General features: G+C 67.5%; 19 protein-coding genes and 1 pseudogene. 12 read left to right on the plus strand and 8 right to left on the minus strand.

The features are described 5' to 3' along the window. Positions 1 to 58: 58 nt before the first annotated feature. Both ABD05_RS20365 and dbpA read left to right on the plus strand, forming a co-directional pair. Positions 59 to 256, plus strand: coding sequence for a hypothetical protein (locus tag ABD05_RS20365; protein WP_034181070.1), 198 nt, complete (start codon positions 59 to 61; stop codon positions 254 to 256). Continuing rightward, entirely contained in the window at positions 253 to 1,650 is a 1,398-nt protein-coding gene (dbpA, locus tag ABD05_RS20370) for an ATP-dependent RNA helicase DbpA (protein WP_047901928.1), read from the plus strand. Before ABD05_RS20365 ends, dbpA begins: the two co-directional genes overlap by 4 nt. A 55-nt stretch (positions 1,651 to 1,705) precedes the next feature. Here the strand turns inward: dbpA and ABD05_RS20375 are convergent, their stop codons facing one another. Both ABD05_RS20375 and ABD05_RS20380 read right to left on the minus strand, forming a co-directional pair. Continuing rightward, positions 1,706 to 2,530, minus strand: coding sequence for a phosphate/phosphite/phosphonate ABC transporter substrate-binding protein (locus ABD05_RS20375; protein WP_047901929.1), 825 nt, complete (start codon positions 2,528 to 2,530; stop codon positions 1,706 to 1,708). 23 nt (positions 2,531 to 2,553) lie between these two features. Continuing rightward, positions 2,554 to 3,654 (minus strand): porin, encoded by a 1,101-nt coding sequence (locus ABD05_RS20380; RefSeq protein WP_047901930.1) that lies wholly within the window; start codon positions 3,652 to 3,654, stop codon positions 2,554 to 2,556. Between the two features lie 415 nt (positions 3,655 to 4,069). Here ABD05_RS20380 and osmF point away from each other — a divergent pair, with 415 nt between their 5' ends. From osmF to ABD05_RS20410, 6 genes are all read left to right on the plus strand, one after another. Beyond that, the gene (osmF, locus tag ABD05_RS20385; protein ID WP_082146175.1) at positions 4,070 to 4,993 is read left to right on the plus strand and encodes a glycine betaine ABC transporter substrate-binding protein OsmF; all 924 of its coding nucleotides are present in this window, start codon (positions 4,070 to 4,072) and stop codon (positions 4,991 to 4,993) included. Then, entirely contained in the window at positions 4,990 to 6,213 is a 1,224-nt protein-coding gene (locus tag ABD05_RS20390) for an ABC transporter permease (RefSeq protein WP_047901931.1), read from the plus strand. Before osmF ends, ABD05_RS20390 begins: the two co-directional genes overlap by 4 nt. Continuing rightward, positions 6,210 to 7,148, plus strand: a complete 939-nt coding sequence (locus ABD05_RS20395) for an ABC transporter ATP-binding protein (RefSeq protein WP_047901932.1) — start codon at positions 6,210 to 6,212, stop codon at positions 7,146 to 7,148. The genes ABD05_RS20390 and ABD05_RS20395 overlap by 4 nt, the downstream gene beginning before the upstream one ends. Then, the gene (locus tag ABD05_RS20400; protein ID WP_047901933.1) at positions 7,145 to 7,903 is read left to right on the plus strand and encodes an ABC transporter permease; all 759 of its coding nucleotides are present in this window, start codon (positions 7,145 to 7,147) and stop codon (positions 7,901 to 7,903) included. Before ABD05_RS20395 ends, ABD05_RS20400 begins: the two co-directional genes overlap by 4 nt. Before the next feature lie 82 nt (positions 7,904 to 7,985). Continuing rightward, positions 7,986 to 9,011 (plus strand): fatty acid desaturase, encoded by a 1,026-nt coding sequence (locus ABD05_RS20405; RefSeq protein WP_047901934.1) that lies wholly within the window; start codon positions 7,986 to 7,988, stop codon positions 9,009 to 9,011. Positions 9,012 to 9,254: 243 nt separating this feature from the next. Beyond that, a complete protein-coding gene (locus tag ABD05_RS20410; protein WP_047901935.1) occupies positions 9,255 to 10,457 on the plus strand; it encodes a benzoate/H(+) symporter BenE family transporter in 1,203 nt (400 codons plus the stop codon). 34 nt (positions 10,458 to 10,491) lie between these two features. On the opposite strand, the gene ABD05_RS20415 is transcribed toward ABD05_RS20410, so the two are convergent. The 4 genes from ABD05_RS20415 to ABD05_RS20430 all read right to left on the minus strand — a co-directional run bounded on the left by ABD05_RS20415 (position 10,492) and on the right by ABD05_RS20430 (position 13,522). Next, entirely contained in the window at positions 10,492 to 11,379 is an 888-nt protein-coding gene (locus ABD05_RS20415) for an NmrA family NAD(P)-binding protein (RefSeq protein WP_047901936.1), read from the minus strand. A gap of 403 nt (positions 11,380 to 11,782) precedes the next feature. After that, positions 11,783 to 12,151 carry an addiction module antidote protein gene (locus tag ABD05_RS20420; RefSeq protein WP_047901937.1) on the minus strand — a complete coding sequence of 123 codons (369 nt, stop codon included), beginning with the start codon at positions 12,149 to 12,151 and terminating at the stop codon, positions 11,783 to 11,785. 2 nt (positions 12,152 to 12,153) lie between these two features. After that, complete coding sequence (locus ABD05_RS20425; RefSeq protein ID WP_047903683.1) at positions 12,154 to 12,450, minus strand: type II toxin-antitoxin system RelE/ParE family toxin; 297 nt, start codon at positions 12,448 to 12,450, stop codon at positions 12,154 to 12,156. A gap of 172 nt (positions 12,451 to 12,622) precedes the next feature. After that, a complete protein-coding gene (locus tag ABD05_RS20430) occupies positions 12,623 to 13,522 on the minus strand; it encodes an AraC family transcriptional regulator (protein ID WP_047901938.1) in 900 nt (299 codons plus the stop codon). 192 nt (positions 13,523 to 13,714) lie between these two features. Between ABD05_RS20430 and ABD05_RS20435 the strand changes: the two genes are divergently transcribed. Continuing rightward, entirely contained in the window at positions 13,715 to 13,912 is a 198-nt protein-coding gene (locus tag ABD05_RS20435) for a hypothetical protein (protein ID WP_047901939.1), read from the plus strand. Between the two features lie 21 nt (positions 13,913 to 13,933). On the opposite strand, the gene ABD05_RS20440 is transcribed toward ABD05_RS20435, so the two are convergent. Beyond that, positions 13,934 to 14,887 (minus strand): LysR family transcriptional regulator, encoded by a 954-nt coding sequence (locus ABD05_RS20440; RefSeq protein ID WP_047901940.1) that lies wholly within the window; start codon positions 14,885 to 14,887, stop codon positions 13,934 to 13,936. Positions 14,888 to 14,986: 99 nt separating this feature from the next. Between ABD05_RS20440 and ABD05_RS20445 the strand changes: the two genes are divergently transcribed. From ABD05_RS20445 to ABD05_RS20455, 3 genes and pseudogenes are all read left to right on the plus strand, one after another. Beyond that, positions 14,987 to 16,351: an NAD(P)/FAD-dependent oxidoreductase gene (locus tag ABD05_RS20445; protein WP_047901941.1), complete on the plus strand. Its 1,365-nt coding sequence runs from the start codon at positions 14,987 to 14,989 to the stop codon at positions 16,349 to 16,351. A gap of 325 nt (positions 16,352 to 16,676) precedes the next feature. After that, positions 16,677 to 17,111, plus strand: coding sequence for an HAD family hydrolase (locus tag ABD05_RS20450; protein ID WP_047901942.1), 435 nt, complete (start codon positions 16,677 to 16,679; stop codon positions 17,109 to 17,111). A 5-nt stretch (positions 17,112 to 17,116) separates the two neighbouring features. Beyond that, a pseudogene (locus ABD05_RS20455) lies at positions 17,117 to 18,154 on the plus strand (histidine-type phosphatase); the annotation flags it as partial. Positions 18,155 to 18,206: 52 nt separating this feature from the next. On the opposite strand, the gene ABD05_RS20460 reads toward ABD05_RS20455, so the two are convergent. Beyond that, a complete protein-coding gene (locus ABD05_RS20460) occupies positions 18,207 to 18,449 on the minus strand; it encodes an energy transducer TonB family protein (RefSeq protein WP_047901943.1) in 243 nt (80 codons plus the stop codon). Positions 18,450 to 18,516 lie beyond the last annotated feature (67 nt).

The following is an 18,516-nucleotide window of genomic DNA, read 5'->3' on the forward strand; positions in this document are numbered from 1 at the left end:
ACACCGTTGCCGCGCCCGCCCGGGCGCGCCACCAACCGAATTCAGCTGGAGAAAGACCGTGTTTACCTGCAGAAACCAGAGCTGCGGCACGCAGTGGGAGACGTCCGACGTCGTCATCAAGGACGAGGGCCAGGGGCTGCTGTTCCGCTGCCCGCTGTGCGGCGCGCGCAACTATCTCGAGCGCTTCGAAGCCGACGACGGCACCATCGTCTACGAACAGATGGAAGGCAAGCCTTACCTCGGAGACCTGGAATGACCCAACCGACCGCAGCGCCCTTCAGCGCGCTGCCGCTGACGCCCGCCACGCTCGCCAACCTCGCGCAGCTCGGTTATGTCGACATGACGCCGATCCAGGCCGCGAGCCTGCCGATCGCGCTGGCCGGCCAGGACCTGATCGCGCAGGCGAAGACGGGCAGCGGCAAGACCGCCGCGTTCTCGCTCGCGCTGCTGTCGCGCCTCGACGCGCGCCGCTTCGACGTGCAGGCGATGATCCTGTGCCCGACGCGCGAGCTCGCCGACCAGGTCGCGCAGGAAGTGCGCCGCCTCGCGCGCGCCGAGGAAAACGTGAAGGTGCTGACGCTGTGCGGCGGCACGCCGATGCGCCCGCAGGCGCAGAGCCTCGAGCACGGCGCGCATATCGTCGTCGGCACGCCGGGCCGCATCATGGATCACCTCGATCGCGGCAACCTGAAGCTCGACGCGCTGAACACGCTCGTGCTCGACGAAGCCGACCGGATGCTCGACATGGGCTTCTTCGACGACATCGCGAAGGTCGCGCGGATGTGCCCGACGACACGCCAGACGCTGCTGTTCTCCGCGACCTATCCGGACGGCATCGTGAAGCTGAGCCAGCAGTTCCTGCGCAATCCGAAGGAAGTGAAGCTCGAAGAGCGCCACGACAACAGCAAGATCCGCCAGCGCTTCTATGAAGTGACCGAGAACGAGCGGCTGCATGCGGTCGGCCAGTTGCTGAACCACTACCGGCCCGTCAGCACGATCGCGTTCTGCAACACGAAGCAGCAGTGCCGCGACCTGCTCGACGTGCTGCATGCGCAGGGCTTCCACGCGCTCGCGCTGCACGGCGAGCTCGACCAGCGCGAACGCGACCAGGTGCTGATCCAGTTCGCGAACCGCAGCTGCTCGGTGCTGGTGGCGACCGACGTCGCCGCGCGCGGGCTCGACATCGCGCAGCTCGAAGCGGTGATCAACGTCGACGTGACGCCCGACCCCGAAGTGCACGTGCACCGCATCGGCCGCACGGGCCGCGCGGATCAGGACGGCTGGGCGCTGAGCCTCGCGAGCATGGACGAGATGGGCCGCGTCGGCGCGATCGAACAGGCGCAGAAGCGCGACGTCGAATGGCATCCGCTCGCCGAGCTGAAGCCGGCCGGCGACGACACGCTGCTGCCGCCGATGGAAACGCTGCAGATCCTCGGCGGACGCAAGGACAAGATCCGCCCGGGCGACGTGCTCGGCGCGCTGACCGGCGATGCCGGGTTCGACGGCAAGCAGATCGGCAAGATCAACGTGACCGAGTTCTCGACCTATGTCGCGATCGAGCGCGGCGTCGCGCACGACGCGCTGCGCAAGCTCAATGCGGGGAAGATCAAGGGCAAGCGGGTCAAGGTCCGGCTGATGGACGAAGAGTGACGGGAAGCGGCGCGGACGGTCCCACCGTTGCGCGCCGCCCTGCACTACCCGCACCTCACGCCAGTTCCGGATACCCGTGCGCGGCGGCCTCCCGCGCAAACCGCGCAATCGTTTCATAGTCGTCCGGCGACAGCCGTTCGAATCCCTTCAGTCTCAGCACGCGCGAGCGTTCCGCATCGGCCGCGACCGCGCGATCGAGCGCATCCCGCAATGCGGCGACCTGCGTTTCCTCCAGCGCCCGCGATGCGATGAACGGCAACCCCGGCGCGGATGCCGTCGTGCCGATGATCCGGATCTCCTTCAGCAAATCGGGCAGCGCATCGCGCACATACGCGAACGTCACGCAGTCGATCGCCGCGCAATCGGCTTCGCCTGACGCCAGCGAACGCAGCGCGTTCAGGTGCGAGCCGAACGGCGTGACCGATCCGAAGAATCTTCCGTCGTGCGCATGCGGCGCGACCGCATGCCGTAACGCGTTCATTCCGCTGTGCGAATCCCCGCCGTTGAATGCGGCCCGCAGCCCGCGACAGGCGGCGAGCGTCGTCGCGCCGCCAGCATGCACGCGCGCCGACACGACCAGCACGCTGCGGTAGCGCGCGCCATTGCAGCCTTCGGCATCGAATACGGGCGTCGCGACCAGATGCACCGTATCGCGCAACCCGAGCATCCGGTACGGATAGCCGCAGGTCTGCGACAGCAGCAGATCGTCGCGCCGCCACAGCGCATGCAGGTCATCGAACGGTTCGTCGGGCAGCGCGACGCCGGCGGGCCCGCCCGCGTTCGCGAACGCATCGAGCGCGTCGCGCAGCAGCGCGCGCCACAGCACGGCGTGGCGCGGCGTCACGTTATACATCGGCAGTGCTGCGATCCATTGGCTCATGCGCGCATTCTACGATCGAAACGTCAGAACACGTGCCGGATACCCGCGCGCCCGACCGCCTGCTTCTGGTTGCTCGACGGATTGAAGCCCGCGATCTGCGCGACCGGCGCATCGCCCGCCGCCTTCTGGAACGCCCCCATCACATAGACGCTCGTGCGCTTGGACAGCGCGTATTCGACGCTCAGGTTGAACTGGTGATACTTCGGCTCCGCGTTCGTCGCATGGTCGCGGCCCGTCGTGTACGTATAGCCGGTGCCGATCGTCACCGCCGGCGTCGGCGTGACGAGCGCCGACAGCTCGTAGTTCTGGAACGTCGCGTCGTGCCCGGCGCTGCCCTGCTGGAAGTTCGTGTTCGTGAAGTCCGCCAGCACCTTCAGCCACTGCACGACCTGGTACGACGCGCCTACGCCGAACACCTTCTGCGCGCGCGCCGCGTCGAGGTAGTTGCCGTAGATCGCGTTCGTGAAGCCCGCATAGTTCTGGTAGCCCTGCGTCGACACGCCCGGGTTGTTGATCCTCAGGTAGCCGATGCCGAAGCCGACCGGCCCCGCCGCGTAGCTCGCGCCGACGCTGAACGTCGCGTTGTCCGAGAAGCGGCCGGGTTGCCCGCCGAATGCGTAGAGGCCGCCGAACGTGACGCCCGCGATCGTCGGGCTGCGGTACTTGACCGCGTTCGAGATCGGGAAGCCGTTGTCGGTGTTGTCCATGTCGTTCGGGTGCGCGAAGTAATAGCCGCCGATATTGCCGTTCAACGTGAACGGTTCGACGTAGTCGACGATCGAATCCCACTGGCGGCCGAGCGTGAGCGTGCCGAGCTTCGCATCGTTCAGGCCGACGTATGCGTTGCGCGAGAACGCGAGCCCGCTGCCGAGACGGCCGGAATTGATGTCGAAGCCGCTTTCGAGCCGGAAGATCGCGCTCAAGCCGCCGCCGAGATCCTCGGTGCCGCGCACGCCCCAACGGCTGCCGGCCGTCACGCCCGATGCGAGCTGCACGAGATGCTTGCCCTGCACGTTCGATACGTAGTCGACGCCGTCCTCGACGATGCCGTACAGCGTGACGCTGCTTTGCGCGTGTGCGGTGGCGGCCGCGGCGAGCGGCAGCGCGAACAGGAGCTTCTTCATCGGGATGTTCCGTTCTATTTGTTCAGAGATGCGAACCGTCTGCAGGGAATGCGGGACTATATCGATGCGCCCGGCGCGCGCCAACGAACGAATCGAGAATTCGATTCCAGAAATTTCCGGCCGCGCCCCGTCAGACGCCGGCCGGCGGTCTTGTGAGCCATCGCGATAAGCAAATGCGAATCGATTGATTGGCCGTCCGACATCGGTTCGGTAAAGTTCGCGTTCCTTCCGAATCGTCGCGAGCCTCCTGCGGTTCGCCCGCACGTCGCAACGCGGCCGGCGCACCGGGTCGGCCGTTTCGCAGCTTGTGTCCGTCGCGTCACCCGCGCGACGTGCGCCCCGAAACCGCGCGCACGACACGCCTCGCGGCGCGGCATTCGGCAAGCCTCGACAACACGCTGGAGCCCCGGTCCCCATGACATTCCTCCGATCGATCCGCCGCCTCGGCGTCGCCACCTTCGCCGTGACCGCTTCGGCCGCCGTCTGCGCCGCGCCGTCGATCACGGTCGCATCGAAAATCGACACCGAAGGCAACCTGCTCGGCAACCTGATTTCGCAGGTGCTGAAGTCGCACGGCCTCGCCGTTACCGACAAGATCGGGCTCGGCACCACGCCGATCGTGCGCAAGGCGCTGACGACCGGCGAGATCGACATCTATCCGGAATACACCGGCAACGCCGCGTTCTTCTTCAACAAGGCCGACGATCCGGTCTGGAGGGACGCCGCGAAAGGCTACGACACTGCAAAGCAGCTCGACTACGCGGCCAACCATCTCGTCTGGCTCGCCCCCGCGCCGGCCAACAACACGTGGGGCGTCGCGGTGCTCGGCACCGTCGCGAAGGCGAACGGGCTGAAGACGTTCGACGACTTCGGCAAATGGGCCGTCAACGGCGGCAAGGTGAAGCTCGCGGCGTCGGCCGAGTTCGTGAACAGCGCGTCCGCGCTGCCGTCATTCGAGAAAGCGTACGGCTTCAAGCTGAAGCAGGATCAGTTGCTCGTGCTGTCGGGCGGCGACACGGCCGCGACGATCAAGGCCGCGGCGAACCAGACCGACGGCGTGAACGCCGCGATGGTCTACGGCACCGACGGCGGCATCGCATCGTCCGGCCTCGTCGTGCTCGACGATGCAAAGCACGTGCAGCCCGTCTACGCGCCGGCGCCGGTGATCCGCGAGGCGGTGCTGAAAGCGCATCCGCAGATCGCCGACTACCTGAAGCCGGTGTTCGCGAGCCTCGACCTGAAGACGCTGCAGACGCTCAACAGCCGCATCCAGTTGAACGGCGAACCCGCGTCGGCCGTCGCCGCCGGCTATCTGAAGGCGAAGGGCTTCGTCAAATGATCGCCGGCGCGCACGCAGCGGCCGGCCAGCCGGCGGACACCGGTTCGAGCGCCGACGCCGCGAACGTGCGCGCGCCGCGCGTCGACCGCGTCGGCGTGCTGATCGCCGGCACGATCGCCGCGATGCTCGCGTTCGCGCCGTTCGTCACGTTCCGCGCGAACCGGATCGTCGCCGGGCACGATCTCGCACTGGCCGACATCTTCCCGCACTGGCAAGCCGTCACGCTGTACGCGGCCGGCGCGGCGAGTGCACTGTTCGCGCTGCTGCGCGGCCGGCCGGCGTCGCGTTTCGCGGCAGGCGCAGTGCGGCTGCTCGGCCTCGGCGCGCTCGTCGGCCATGTACCTGCCCATCTCGTCACCGACGACAATCCGCTCGCGCGCGTGTCGCCGGCCACCGGCGCGTGGCTGCTGTTCTTCGCGTACGCGGCGCTCGTCGTCGATGCGTCCGCACGGCTCGCGCTCGGCCCGGTCAAACGCCTCGCCGCGCTGGCCGCCGCCTTCGCCGTACTCGCCGCGCTGCTGCACGCCGGGTGGTGGGACGGTCTCTCCGTGATGCAGGAATACGCGGCGCGCGCCGACACGTTCTGGCAGGAAGCGGGCCGGCACGCCGCGCTCGTCGGCGGCTCGGTCGCCACCGCGACCGCGGCCGGCGTGCCGCTCGGCGTCGCGTGCGCGCGCTCGGCCACGCTGCGCGGCGTGCTGCTGCCGGCTCTCAATATCGTGCAGACGATTCCGAGCATCGCGATGTACGGGCTGCTGATGGTGCCGCTCGGGCTGCTTGCCGCGCACGTGCCGCTCGCGGCCGCGCTCGGCATACGCGGAATCGGCGCCGCGCCGGCCGCGCTTGCGCTGTTCCTGTATTCGCTGCTGCCGATCGCGTCGAGCGTCGTGGTCGGGCTGCGGCAGATTCCGCCGCAGGCCGTCGAAGCCGCCGCCGCGATGGGCATGACGCGCGCGCAGCGGCTGTTCCAGGTCGAGTTGCCGCTCGCGCTGCCGGTGATCCTGAGCGGTGTTCGGATCGTGCTCGTGCAGAACATCGGCCTCGCCGCCGTCGCCGCGCTGATCGGCGGCGGCGGCTTCGGCACCTTCATCTTCCAGGGCATCGGGCAGTCGGCGACCGACCTCGTGCTGCTCGGCGCGATCCCGACGATCGCGCTGGCGCTCGCCGCCGCCGTCGTGTTCGACGCCGCCACCGCACTCGCAAAGGGACGCCGCGCATGATCGAAATCGAACACGTCAGCCGCCGCTTCGGCGAACAGACCGCCGTCGACAACGTCACGCTGTCGATTCGCCGCGGCACGATTGCCGCACTGGTCGGCGCGTCGGGCAGCGGCAAGTCGACGCTGCTGCGGATGATCAACCGGCTGATCGCGCCGACCAGCGGCACGATCCGCATCGACGGCGTCGATACGGCAACCCTCCCCCCGGAACAACTGCGGCGCGGCATCGGTTACGCGATCCAGGGGCACGGCCTGTTCCCGCACTGGAGCGTCGCGCGCAACATCGCGACCGTGCCGCGCCTGCTCGGCTGGCCGGCCGATCGCATCGACGCGCGCGTGCGCGAACTGCTCGCGCTGTTCGAGCTCGATCCGGCCGTCTATGCAGGCAAGCTGCCGCACGAACTGTCGGGCGGCCAGCAGCAGCGCGTCGGCGTCGCGCGCGCGCTCGCGGCCGAACCCGGCATCCTGCTGATGGACGAGCCGTTCGGCGCGCTCGACTCGATCATCCGGAGCAAGGCGCAGGATGACCTGCTCGCGCTGCAGCGCCGGCTCGGCATCACGATCGTGCTCGTCACGCACGACATGGAAGAAGCGCTGAAGCTCGGCGACACGATCGTCGTGATGGATCGCGGCCGAGTACTGCAGGCGGCATCGCCCGCCGACATCCTCGCGCGGCCCGCGCCCGGATTCGTCGAACAGCTTGTCGCCGGCGACGACCGGCCGCTCAGGCTGCTTGCGCTGACCCGCGTCGACGAAGCGGTCGAACCCGGCACGGCCGACGGCGCGCCGCTATCCGGTGCCGCATCGCTGCGCGATGCGATCGCCGAGCTGCTGTGGCGCGGCGTCGACGCATTGCCGGTCGCCGGCGCGGATGGCAGCGTGGGCGGCCGGATCTCGCTGCCCGCGATCGTCGCGCGTGCAAGGCAGCCGCGATGAGGGCCGCCGCGTTCGCTTCCGGCGCCGCGCGCGCCGCCGTGCTCGCCGCGCTGCTCGTGCTGCTGTTGCGCAGCGAGTGGCTCGCGCCGCTGTTCGCACCGTTCGCGGACAACGGCGCGCCGGCGCTCTACGACCGTGCGAGCCTGCTCGACCTGACGCTTGCGCATCTCGCGATCGTTGCGGTGTCCAGTGCCGTCGGCGCGATCGTCGCGCTGGCCGCCGGCATTTTCGTCACGCGGCCGGCAGGTGCGGACTTCCTGCCGATCGCGCGCAGCATCGTCAACATCGGCCAGACCTTCCCGCCCGTCGCGGTGCTCGCGCTCGCGGTGCCGGCCGTCGGCTTCGGCGTGAAGCCGGTGCTGATCGCGCTCGTGCTGTACGGGCTGCTGCCCGTGTTCGAGAGCACGATCGCCGGGCTGCGCGACATCCCCGCCGCGACGCTCGACGCCGCGCGCGGGATGGGCATGAGCGCGCGCCAGCAACTGTTCGCGGTCGAGCTGCCGCTCGCGTTCCCGGTGATCCTGAACGGCATCCGGCTCGCGGTCGTGATCAACCTCGGCACCGCGACGATCGGTTCGACGGTCGCCGCGAAAGGGCTCGGCGACGTGATCATCGCGGGCCTGCAGACGTCGAACACCGCGTTCGTGCTGCAGGGCGGGATCGTCGTCGCGCTGCTTGCGGTCGCGGTGTACGACGTGCTCGGCCAGGCCGGCCGCGCATTCGCGCCGGCCGCGGCGCGGCTCGCGCCTGATTGAGCGGCGCTCGCCTCCGTGTTCCGTTTTCGCTCGTCGTTGTCCGGGCCGGCGCACCGCGTCCGGTTCGCTCCATCACAAAACCATGGCCGAATACTTCGACGTCGACCACGCGCGCGCGATTGCCGCGCTCGACGCACGCTTCACCGCCCGCACCGAATGGCCGACCTGGCTGCTGATCGCCGCGATCTACGGCGGCTGGCTCGCGGTGCTGCTGCTCGTGCGCGCACAGCATCTGTCGCTCGCAGCCGCGACGCCGCCGCTGATCCTGCTCGGCGCGTGGCACCTGTCGCTGCAGCATGAACTGCTGCACGGCCATCCGACGCGTTCCGCGTTCGTGAACAAGCTGCTCGGTTATCCGCCGCTGACGGTCTGGTATCCGTACGCGCTGTATCGCGACACGCACCTCGACCATCATCGCGACGAAGACCTGACCGTGCCCGGCGTCGATCCCGAAACGAACTACGTGTCGCGCGCGCGCTGGGCGGCGCTGCCGCGCTGGCGTCGCGTGCTGACGGTCGCGCGCAAGACGTTCGTCGGGCGGCTGGTATGCGGCCCGCCGACGAGCATCGCCGCGATGTTCGTCGATGCGTTCGCCGCGTTCCGGCGCGGCGACTTCCGCTACTTGCCGATGTGGGCGACGCACGTTGCATGCGTGGTCGCGCTGCTCGCGTGGCTGCAATGGGCGATCGGCGTGCCGTGGTGGTATTACCTGCTCGCAGTCACGTGGCCTGCGCTATCGCTCGCGATGATCCGCTCGCTGTACGAACACCGCGCCGCGCGACACCCGAAGGCGCGCATCGCGATCAACGAAGCCGGCTTCGCGATGCGGCTGCTGTACCTGAACAACAACTACCACCTCGTCCATCACGACCTGCCGAAGCTGCCGTGGTACGACCTGCCGCGCGCGTACCGGATGCGTCGCGACGCGTATGCGGAAAAATGCGGCGGCTTCGTGATTCGCGGCGGGTATCGCGAGCTGCTGGCGCGCCATGCGTGGACGCCGACCGATGCGACCGTGCATCCGTTCGACCAGGGCACCGCGTCGCTGTCGACGGGTGGCGGAGTGAAGGTGGCGGTGGTCGACAAGGTGCTGCAGATCAGCACGTAACGTTCGACGGAGCCGCGCTTCGTCGTGAAGTCGCCCGGTTCGACGATGCAGGCGCAACGCCTGACGGCATGCCGATCCGCCCGCGTCGCGCGAATTCCTTACGAAATGCCGACAACGAAGAGACTCGTCGGCGAATTGCCAATCGCGTCGGCAATGTCCAGAATGGCGGGTCATCCGGGGCCCCCAAAACAAGCCATTCGCCCCGGCTCCGCCCCTGGCCGGGCGCGCCACTCTCCGACGACGATGCAATCGAACACCCCGCCCGGCGCGATCCGCGCGATCGGCAACGACTGGTCCGTTTCCGCAATCACCGCGGGCTTTCTTGCGGTCCTGATTTCCTACGCGGGCCCGCTCGCGATCTTCTTCCAGGCCTCGCAGGCTGCTCACGCGTCGAACGCGATGGTGTCGTCGTGGGTCTGGGCGATCTCGATCGGCGCGGGCGTATCGGGCCTGTTCGCAAGCTGGAAGCTGAAGGTGCCGGTCATCACCGCGTGGTCGGCGCCCGGCACCGCGCTGCTCGTCGGCCTGTTTCCGCAACTGACGCTCAACCAGGCCGTCGGTGCATACATCACGGCCGCGCTGATCATCCTGCTGATCGGCGTGACCGGCTATTTCGACCGGCTCGTGCGCCACATTCCGCGCGGCATCGCGTGCGGGATGATGGCCGGCATCCTGCTGCCGTTCGGCACGCACGCGTTCGCCGCCGCGTCGGAGCAGCCGGCGCTCGCGTTCGGGATGATCGCGGCGTACGTGATCTTCAAACGCCTGCTGCCGCGCTACAGCATCGTGCTCGTGCTGCTCACCGGCGCCGCGCTCGCGACGCTGCTCGGGATGACGCATCTCGGCAACGTGTCGCCGAGCATCGCGCAGCCGATCTTCATCGCACCCGAATGGACGCTCGGCACGACGCTCAGCCTCGCGCTGCCGCTCGTCGTAGTCAGCCTCACCGGTCAGTTCCTGCCGGGGATGACGATCCTGCGCGTATCCGGCTATCACACGCCCGCACGCCCGATCATCACGGCAACCAGCGTGATGTCGCTCGTCGTCGCATGCTTCGGCGGGATCACGATCGTCGTCGCGGCGATCACCGCGGCGCTCTGCACGGGCAAGGACGCGCACGAGGATCCGGACCGGCGCTATGTCGCGGGGCTCGCGAACGGCGCGTTCTACCTGATCGGCGGGCTCTTCGCGGGCACGATCGTCACGGTGTTCTTCGCGTTGCCGAAGGCGTTCGTCGCGATCCTCGCGGGGCTCGCGCTGATCGGCGCGATCGGTGCGAACGTGCACGGGATCTTCGAGGACGAGAACCACCGCGAAGCGTCGCTGATCACGTTCCTCGCGACCGCGTCGGGGATGACGTGGCTCGGGCTCGGCTCCGCGTTCTGGGGGATCGTGATCGGGTCGCTTTCGTATGCGGTGCTGAACAAGGTGCGGCGGCAAGCGTAATGCGCATCGCGCACACCGCTCGCCGCCGCGTTGATCACCGCGCGTGCTGGCGCACCAGTTGCGCGAGCGCATCGACCAGCGTCGTCGTGCCGTAAAGCCGCTCCGACACGCCGGCCTCGACGTCGATCTGCCCGGCGTTGTGCACGTCGTACAGATCGACGATCAGCTGCGCATGACGTTCGCTGAGGCCCGCGCGCAGCAGCGTCGCATTCCAGGTGTCGCGCGGCAGCTCGTGCGCGACGATCGCGCGGCCGGCCGCCGCGCCGAGCGTATCCGCGATCGCCGTCACGCTCACCCGCCGCGGCCCTTCGACGCTGACGATGCGCGGCCCGCTGCCGCCTTCGCGCGCATCGAGCAGCAGCCGCGCCGCGACGACGCCCACATCGGGCGCCCACACCGTCGGAAACACCTTGGCCACCGGATGATGAAAGCTCGGCAGCACGCCGGTGCCGAGCGCGACCGGCAGGATCCGCGTCCAGTTCTGCAGATGCTCGGCCGACCGCAGCAGCGTCAGCTGCGTCGGGATCGTCTTGAGCCGTTCCTCGAAGTGATGAAAGAGACGCGTGATGCCCGTATTGCCGTCGCGCTCCGCGCCGTAGTCCGACAGCGCGAGCAGCGCCGGCGGCGGGTTCGCGGCGAGCGCGGCGGTCGCGACGTCGATCGTCCGTTCCATCGTCGCGGCCGGATCGGGGTCGGCGACGGGCACCGGGCACAGCATCTGCACGGCCTGCGCGCCGTCGAGCGCCGACGCGATCGCGTTCGCGTCCGTCAGCGCCGCGATCGCCACGTCGCAGCCGAGCTGCGCGAAACGTTCACGATGGCGTGCGTCGCGCAGCACCGCGCGCACGGGATGGCCGGCGTTGCGCAAGGTTGTTACGGTCGACAGGCCGACGTTGCCTGATGCACCGAAGATCACGAACACGATCTGCTCCTGGAGGGATGATGGTGGGGTGATTGTCGGCATGCTCGATCGGCCCGGCGCGCACGGACAGATGAATCGGACAGGAACGGATGATGGATTGTGTGGCAGCCGCGATGCGTATTGCCCGCTGCGTCACCTCTCACTTTGAATCGTACGGTCTGCCGATGACGGACAGCGACACGCCTGCGATGAATGAGCCGTTCACGCTGAAGGCGTTGCACTTCAACAGGCCGACGGCGCAGCGGTGAGGGTGCCGTCGCAGTCCCGGTTTTTGCATTTGATCGACTGCCGCGGCGAAGAAATCGTGAGCTTTGATCCGTACGCCATCCCGCCGGCAATACCGGCTGGACGAACGCACGTGGGCCGGCGCGGTGCGGTATGCGCGGCCGGCCGCCAATGACCGTTATGCGTGCGCCGCCGGGCGAGCGCGCGAACGCGCACGCGTTGGTGCGGGAGCAGACGCCGACGCCGATTCGGTCGCTGGCGCGGCCGGAGCAACGGTCAGGTGCAATCCCAGCGCGCTGACAACCTTCATGATCGTTGCGAATTCGGCGTTCCCACCCTCCGACAGTGCGCGGTAGAGCGCTTCACGCTTCACGCCAGATTCGCGCGCCAGCGCCGTCATGCCGCGTGCCTTCGCGACATTCCCGAGCGCGGCCTGGATCAGTCGCGGATCCCCATCTTCGAACGCTTGCGCCAGGTAGTGACGAATCGTTTCCTCGTCCTTCAGGTACTTCGAGCCGTCGAATTCGGCCAGTTCGCTGATTTTCATACTCAATCCTCCAGTTCGCCGGCGATTTGCTTCGCCACCCTGATGTCCTTCTTCTGTGTCGACTTGTCCCCGCCGCACAACACGACGACGATGATTTTCCCGCGTCGCACGAAGTAGGCTCGATATCCCGGCCCTACATCGATCTTCATTTCGTTGACGCCGTCGCCGACTGCCCGCCATTGGCCGAGGTTGCCGAGCTTCGCCCGCTCGATGCGCAAGTTGATCGCAGCGCAACCGACCGGGTCCCAAAGCTTGTCGAGCCATTCATCAAATTGGGGAGTGGTCAGGACTTTGAACATGAACCCATTGTAACCCATGAGGGACAATGTGGCTACCTGCATAACCGTGGTGATCGTGTCGACACTCACGCCGAAACCAGCACTGTTATGGGACCTGCAATTGCACGCGTTGGAGATCAGTGCATACGCCCGCTGCGTCGCGCCTGCGCAATTGACGAAGGCGGCGCCAATTTCAACGTTGAGGGCAAGCCAGCCGCAGCCCCCCTCGCACCCCCGACCGCGCGATCTCCGTCGGCGTCGCGCCGAGCACGCGATTCATCCAGTTCGCCATGTGGCTCTGGTGCGCGAAACCGGCTTCGAGCGCGATCTGGCTGATGCTGAGCCGGCCTTCGAGCAGCAGCGCCTTCGCACGCTCGACCCGGCGCCGCACGACGTACTGGTGCACGGGCATCCCGAGCGTTTCGCGGAACAGCACCTTGAAATGCGGCACGCTGATCGATACGAGCGCCGCGAGTTCGGCAAGCGTCAGGCGCTGGTCGAGGTTCGCTTCGACATAGTCGATCACGCGCGCCGCCGCCTTCGGCGCGAGCGTACGCTGGCGCTCGCGGAACGCCGGCTGGCTGTCGACCAGCCGCGCGACGAGCGCCGTGCACAGGCTTTCCGCATAGAGCGGGTCCGACGCGTCTTCCGCTTCGAGTTCGGCGGCCATCGCCCACGCGATGTGCTGCATGCGCGGGTCGCGCACCTGCAGCCGGCGGCGGATCTGCGCCTGCGACGGCTTCAGTTCGAGATGCTCGAAGGTGCGCCGCACGAACGTGTCGCTGAGCATGATGTGCAGGATCCGGCAGTCGGCGCTGTCGGTCCACTGGCCCGGCAGGCCGGCCGGAATCACGTCGACGTCGCCATGCGCCTGAATGCGCGACACGCGCTCGCCGTCGCACACGCAGTCCGCACGAACAGGCCCGCCGATATGCACGCCGATGCGGTGATGATCGGCCGCCGGAATCCGGTACGTGCCGGCGCGAATGTCGAGCAGCGCCGCGCCGAAGCCCCGCCAGCCGAGCCCGCGGCTGGAACGCAGGCTGACCGGCACGCCGTTGTCGGGCGGCGCGGCGAGAATCGGGTCGCTCATGGCTTGGCTCCACCAGATCGTGTATCGAACGCGCATTGTGACGCGTTTTCCGCCGGCGTGCCGGGCCTGCGGAGGCCGCATCCGGACGGACAGAAAAAGATCATCCGTTTCTGCTCAAGCCGATCCTTACATGAGCGCCGACGGCCACCGCGACGCTTACGATCGCCCCATCCGACACCTACGGAGACCGTCATGCCCCATTACTGCCCGCAATGTGCGGCGTTCATCGCCCGCTCACCGTCCCGCGCCGCCCGCCTCCCGTCCCGCCCCGACGCCCGCAACGACCGGACCGCCATCGCCGCGTGGTGCCTGCGCATCGTCGGCTGGTATCGGCTCGAACGGCTGCTCGCGTCGATTCCCGACAGCAACGACGACTTCGGGCTCGGCTGACCGCCGGCCAACGTCATCCACCTACTTGCGCCGCCGCTCGTGCGGCGCCACCGTCGCGCCGTCGATCACCGGCGCGCCCTGCTTGATCAGGAAATCGCGAAACAGCCCCGTCACCTGCGAAATCCGCCGGTCGGCGAGCGTGACCACATACCATTCGCGCTCGATCGGGTTGCCGGGGAACGGAAGTTGCCCGAGCAGCCCCGTGCGCAGTTCGAGTGCACACGCGTGCAACGACAGGAACGCGATGCCGAGCCCCGCTTCGGCCATCTGCTTGATCGCCTCGTTGCTCGACAATTCGGACCCCACATGGAAGCGGTAGCCGGCCGTCTTGAACAGGCTTTCGACGGTCGAGCGCGTGCCCGCGCCGCGTTCGCGCACGAGCAGGTGCGCGGATTCGAGATCCTTCAGCGCGACGCGCTTGCGCTGCATCAGCGGATGGCCGGGCGCCGCGACGAACACCATCGGATGCTTCGCGAACTCGACCGCGTGCGTGCGCAGCTCCTTCGGCGCGCTGCCCATCACCGCGAGATCGATTTCATGCGTCGCGAGCATGCGGATGATGTCGTCGCGGTTGCCGACCTTGAAATACGTCTTCACATGCGGGCGCGTCGCGGTGAATTTGACGAGCAGCGGCGGGATCAGGTACTCGGCCGTCGTGATCGCGCCGATCCGCAGCGTGCCGCCGAGATCGCCCGTCAGCGCGGCCACTTCGTCGCCGGCCTCGCTCCACAGATGCAGGATCTCGCGCGCATAACGCGACACGATCTCGCCGGCCGCGGTCAGCTGCACGCCGCGCCCCACCCGCTGCAGCAACGCGGCGCCCACCGCCTCCTCGAGCAGGCGAACCTGCAGCGACACGGCCGGCTGCGTCAGGTTCAGCTCCTCGGCCGCGCGCGACACGCTGCCGAGCCGCGCAATCATGTCCAGCGCCTTCAGCTGCCGGAACGTCGCGGTCTTTCCTATAAGTGAATACATATGAGTCGCTTATAAACATTAAATTGTTCGAGTGGGTTCGAAACTATATCGTCGGTTCTTGAGCAATGTCATCCGAATCGTCATCAGCGGGAGCCCAACATGGACAACATCACGCCCAACCTTGCAACGGACCGCGCGCCGCGCATGCCGCGCATCGTGATCGTCGGCGGCGGCGCCGGCGGCCTGCAGCTCGCCACGCGTCTCGGCGATACGGTCGGACGCCGCGGGCAAGCCGAAGTCGTGCTCGTCGACCGCTACCCGACGCACTTCTGGAAGCCACTGCTGCACGAGGCCGCATCGGGCCATCGCGACCCGGCTTCCCACACGATCGAATACGCGGCGCAGGCCAAGCGCCACGGCTTTCGCTTCGTGCAGGGCGCGCTGCAGCAGGTCGACCGCGCCGCACGCACGGCGACGATCGCCGCCGTGCAGGACGCGGACGGCACGGAAATCCTGCCGCAACGCGCGCTCGGTTATGACGATCTCGTGCTGGCAGTCGGCAGCGTGACGAACTTCTTCAACGTGCCGGGCGCGGCACGCCATGCGCTGCCGCTCGAAAACCTCGACCAGGCCGAAGACTTCCGCCGCAAGTTTCTCGCGGCCTGCACGAAGGCGAATCACCTGGCCGAGCAGCAGCCCGCGCGGCGCGCGGCGCCGATCTGCATCAACGTGATCGGTGCGGGCGCGACGGGCGTCGAGCTGGCCGCCGCGCTGCGGCACGCGATCCAGCAACTGACGACGTACCGCTTCAAGGCGCTGGTGTCCGCGCGCGACGTGCACATCCGGTTGATCGAAGGCGGCCCACGCATCCTGCCGGCGCTCGACGCGCGGCTGTCCGCGAAGATGCATGCGCAGCTTCGCACGCTGAACGTCGACGTGCTGACCGATACGCGCGTCGCGGAAGTGAGCGCCGATGCCGTGACGACCGCGACGGGCGAACGGCTCGCGAGCGACATCACGATCTGGGCGGCCGGCGTTGCGGGGCCCACGATCCTGCGGGAGATCGGCGACATCGCGCTCAACCGGTCGAACCAGGTGATCGTGACCGATACGCTGCAGACGCCCGACGATCCGCACGTGTATGCGTTCGGCGATTGCGCCGCGTGCCCGTCGGCCGGTGCGAGCGGCTTCCTGCCGCCGCGCGCGCAGGTCGCGCACCAGCAGGCCGTGTATCTGGTTCACGCGTTCGCGCGCCGCGTCGCCGGCAAGCCGGTGGCCGGCTTCACGTTCCGCGATGCAGGCACCGTCGTGTCGCTCGGGCACACCGGCGCCGTGTACCAGGCCGACCTCGGCGTGCGTTCGCGTTCGCGTTCGCTGATCGTCGACGGGCTCGCCGCGATCGGCCTGTACAAGTTCCTGTACCGCAAGCACCTGTTCAGCGTGTACGGCGCGAAGCGCGCGCTGTTCCAGTCGCTGAGCCACTGGCTGCAAAGCCGCAACCAGCCGTCGATCAAGCTGCACTGATCGACAGCCGACACGCGGCATCGCAAGACGGCGTATCGGGCGTGCATCGCCCGATACGCCGTTTTTTCATATGCATATGACCGGTGCATGCGCAACGTGCGCGAGTTTGGTGCATCACATTGAAGGCTGTCGATACGATGCATTGCGTGCAAAAAAACATTGCGCGACACGCATCCCGCGCCCACGCTGGCTCACAACCCGATTCATTAGTCGAATCGTATGAGTCGTATAAAAATATTAATTGGTCGCGTTTTCCGGATCGACGCTAAGGTGTGTGGCATTCCCGTCGGCGAACGGATCATCACGTTTCTGAAGAGGAATCACCGTGGTCATCGAAGCCATCGTCACCCGTCTCGACGCTGCATTCGCGCAGATCGAAGCAACACCGGACTCGCGCGAATCGCGCCATCAGCGGGACGCGATCATCCAGTGGCTCGACCGTGCGTCGGAAGAAGGATATCGGCTCGGTCTCGTCACGACGCTGCCGGCCGCCCGGCTCAGCGACATGTTCGAAGGCCAGTTCGGCCGCGCGAACCTCGACCGCTTCTCGGTCGTCGTCACGGACGCCAATCAGCAGGACTCCAGATCAAACCAGCATCCTTTCGACGTTGCGCTTCAAGCGCTCGGCGTGCCGCCCGAACGGGCGGTGGCGATTGCGAGCAGCGAACCGGAACGCCGCGAAGCCGAGCATTTCGGCCTGTCGCGCTGCGTGAACATCACCGATACGGTACGCTCGATCGCATCGGCCGACCTGCACTGAACGCCGTCGTCAACTCGGGCCAGGATCGCGCGGTCGACAGCTCGACATTTTTCTCCGCGGCGCTCGTCGCCGCGCAGCCGGCACTGGCCGCCGCGATCACGCTGCCGGCCGCGCAACCGGCCGGCACCAACCGCTTCCTGTTGTATTTCCATTCGCTGAAACCGGCCACGGATCTCGTGACCGCCACGAGCGATCCGTACTACGAGACCTATCAGGCAAGCCAGGCCTATCAGGCCTACGCGAACGACACGGCGGTGGCCGCGAAGCTGAAGGCGATCAAGGCCGCACCGCAGGCGACCGACGTCGCGCAAGCGGTGCTGTCGGCGCTCGTGTCGCCGGCGTTCATCGCGAAGCTCGGCACCGACGGCTACACGTTCGCGAACACGGGAACCTATGCGTTCACATCTCCGGACGGCAAGTTCACCAATACGCTGAAGGGCGACGGCAAGACCAAGATCGCGACGGCCGTCGATGCGGTGAACGTGCTGTACAACCTGCTTCAGGTCGCGCCCGCGATGACGGCGGAAACCGGCGGCGTCACGATGGAGAAGTACATCGGCGCGGAGCAGGCGCAGTATCTCGCGTATCTGCAGGATGCCGAGGACTACTATCAGAAGGGGCCCGGCATCCAGGAAGCGAATCCCGTCACGTACCGGATCGCGAAGGTGCTGCAGGACGACTTCTTCGGCGAAGTCGATGCGATCGCGCGCGGCGACCTGACCCGCGCCGCGAAGCTGCGCTTCACGCATGCGGAGATCGTGATTCCGTTCGCGTCGATCATGAACCTGAAGAACGTGTTCGTGCCGACGCCGCAGGCACAGACCTATACGTATGCGAACAACCCGTGGCGCGGCGATCAGGTGTCGCCGATGGCCACGAACATGCAGTGGGATGTTTATCGCAACGGATCGCGGCTCGTCGTGAAGATGCTGTACAACGAGCGCGAGACGGATTTCCAGGCCGCGTGCGACGGCGCGAAGATCGCGCCGGGCAGCCACTTCTACGACTATGCGGGGCTGAAGCAGTGTTACGGGTATCGGTGATGTACAGCGGCGCACCCGCGTCTTCGGCAGGAAGCCGTGGCGTGGCGCGCCGTCAGTCCACCGGATAATCGAGATCGTGCCAGCGCTTGGCGGATTTCCCGCCGGAGCCGAGGTGACCGCCAGGGAAGCGCATCACGGCAATCGCATGGAGCGCCTTCTCGTCGAGAGCGGGATCGCCACAACCGTGCCGGACCTTGAGATCGCGCACACGCCCCTGCTCGTCGAGCCAGACACGCACGATCACTCGCCTTCGCGATGAGGTGCTCTGCACGCCGCGTGACAACAGGCGGTCCATCAACGACACGATATTCTCCGCAACCGTCGAATGCTGCGATTATCGACGAGCGCGTCGACGGTTCGAC

This window comes from Burkholderia pyrrocinia (assembly GCF_001028665.1).
Classification (GTDB): domain Bacteria; phylum Pseudomonadota; class Gammaproteobacteria; order Burkholderiales; family Burkholderiaceae; genus Burkholderia; species Burkholderia pyrrocinia.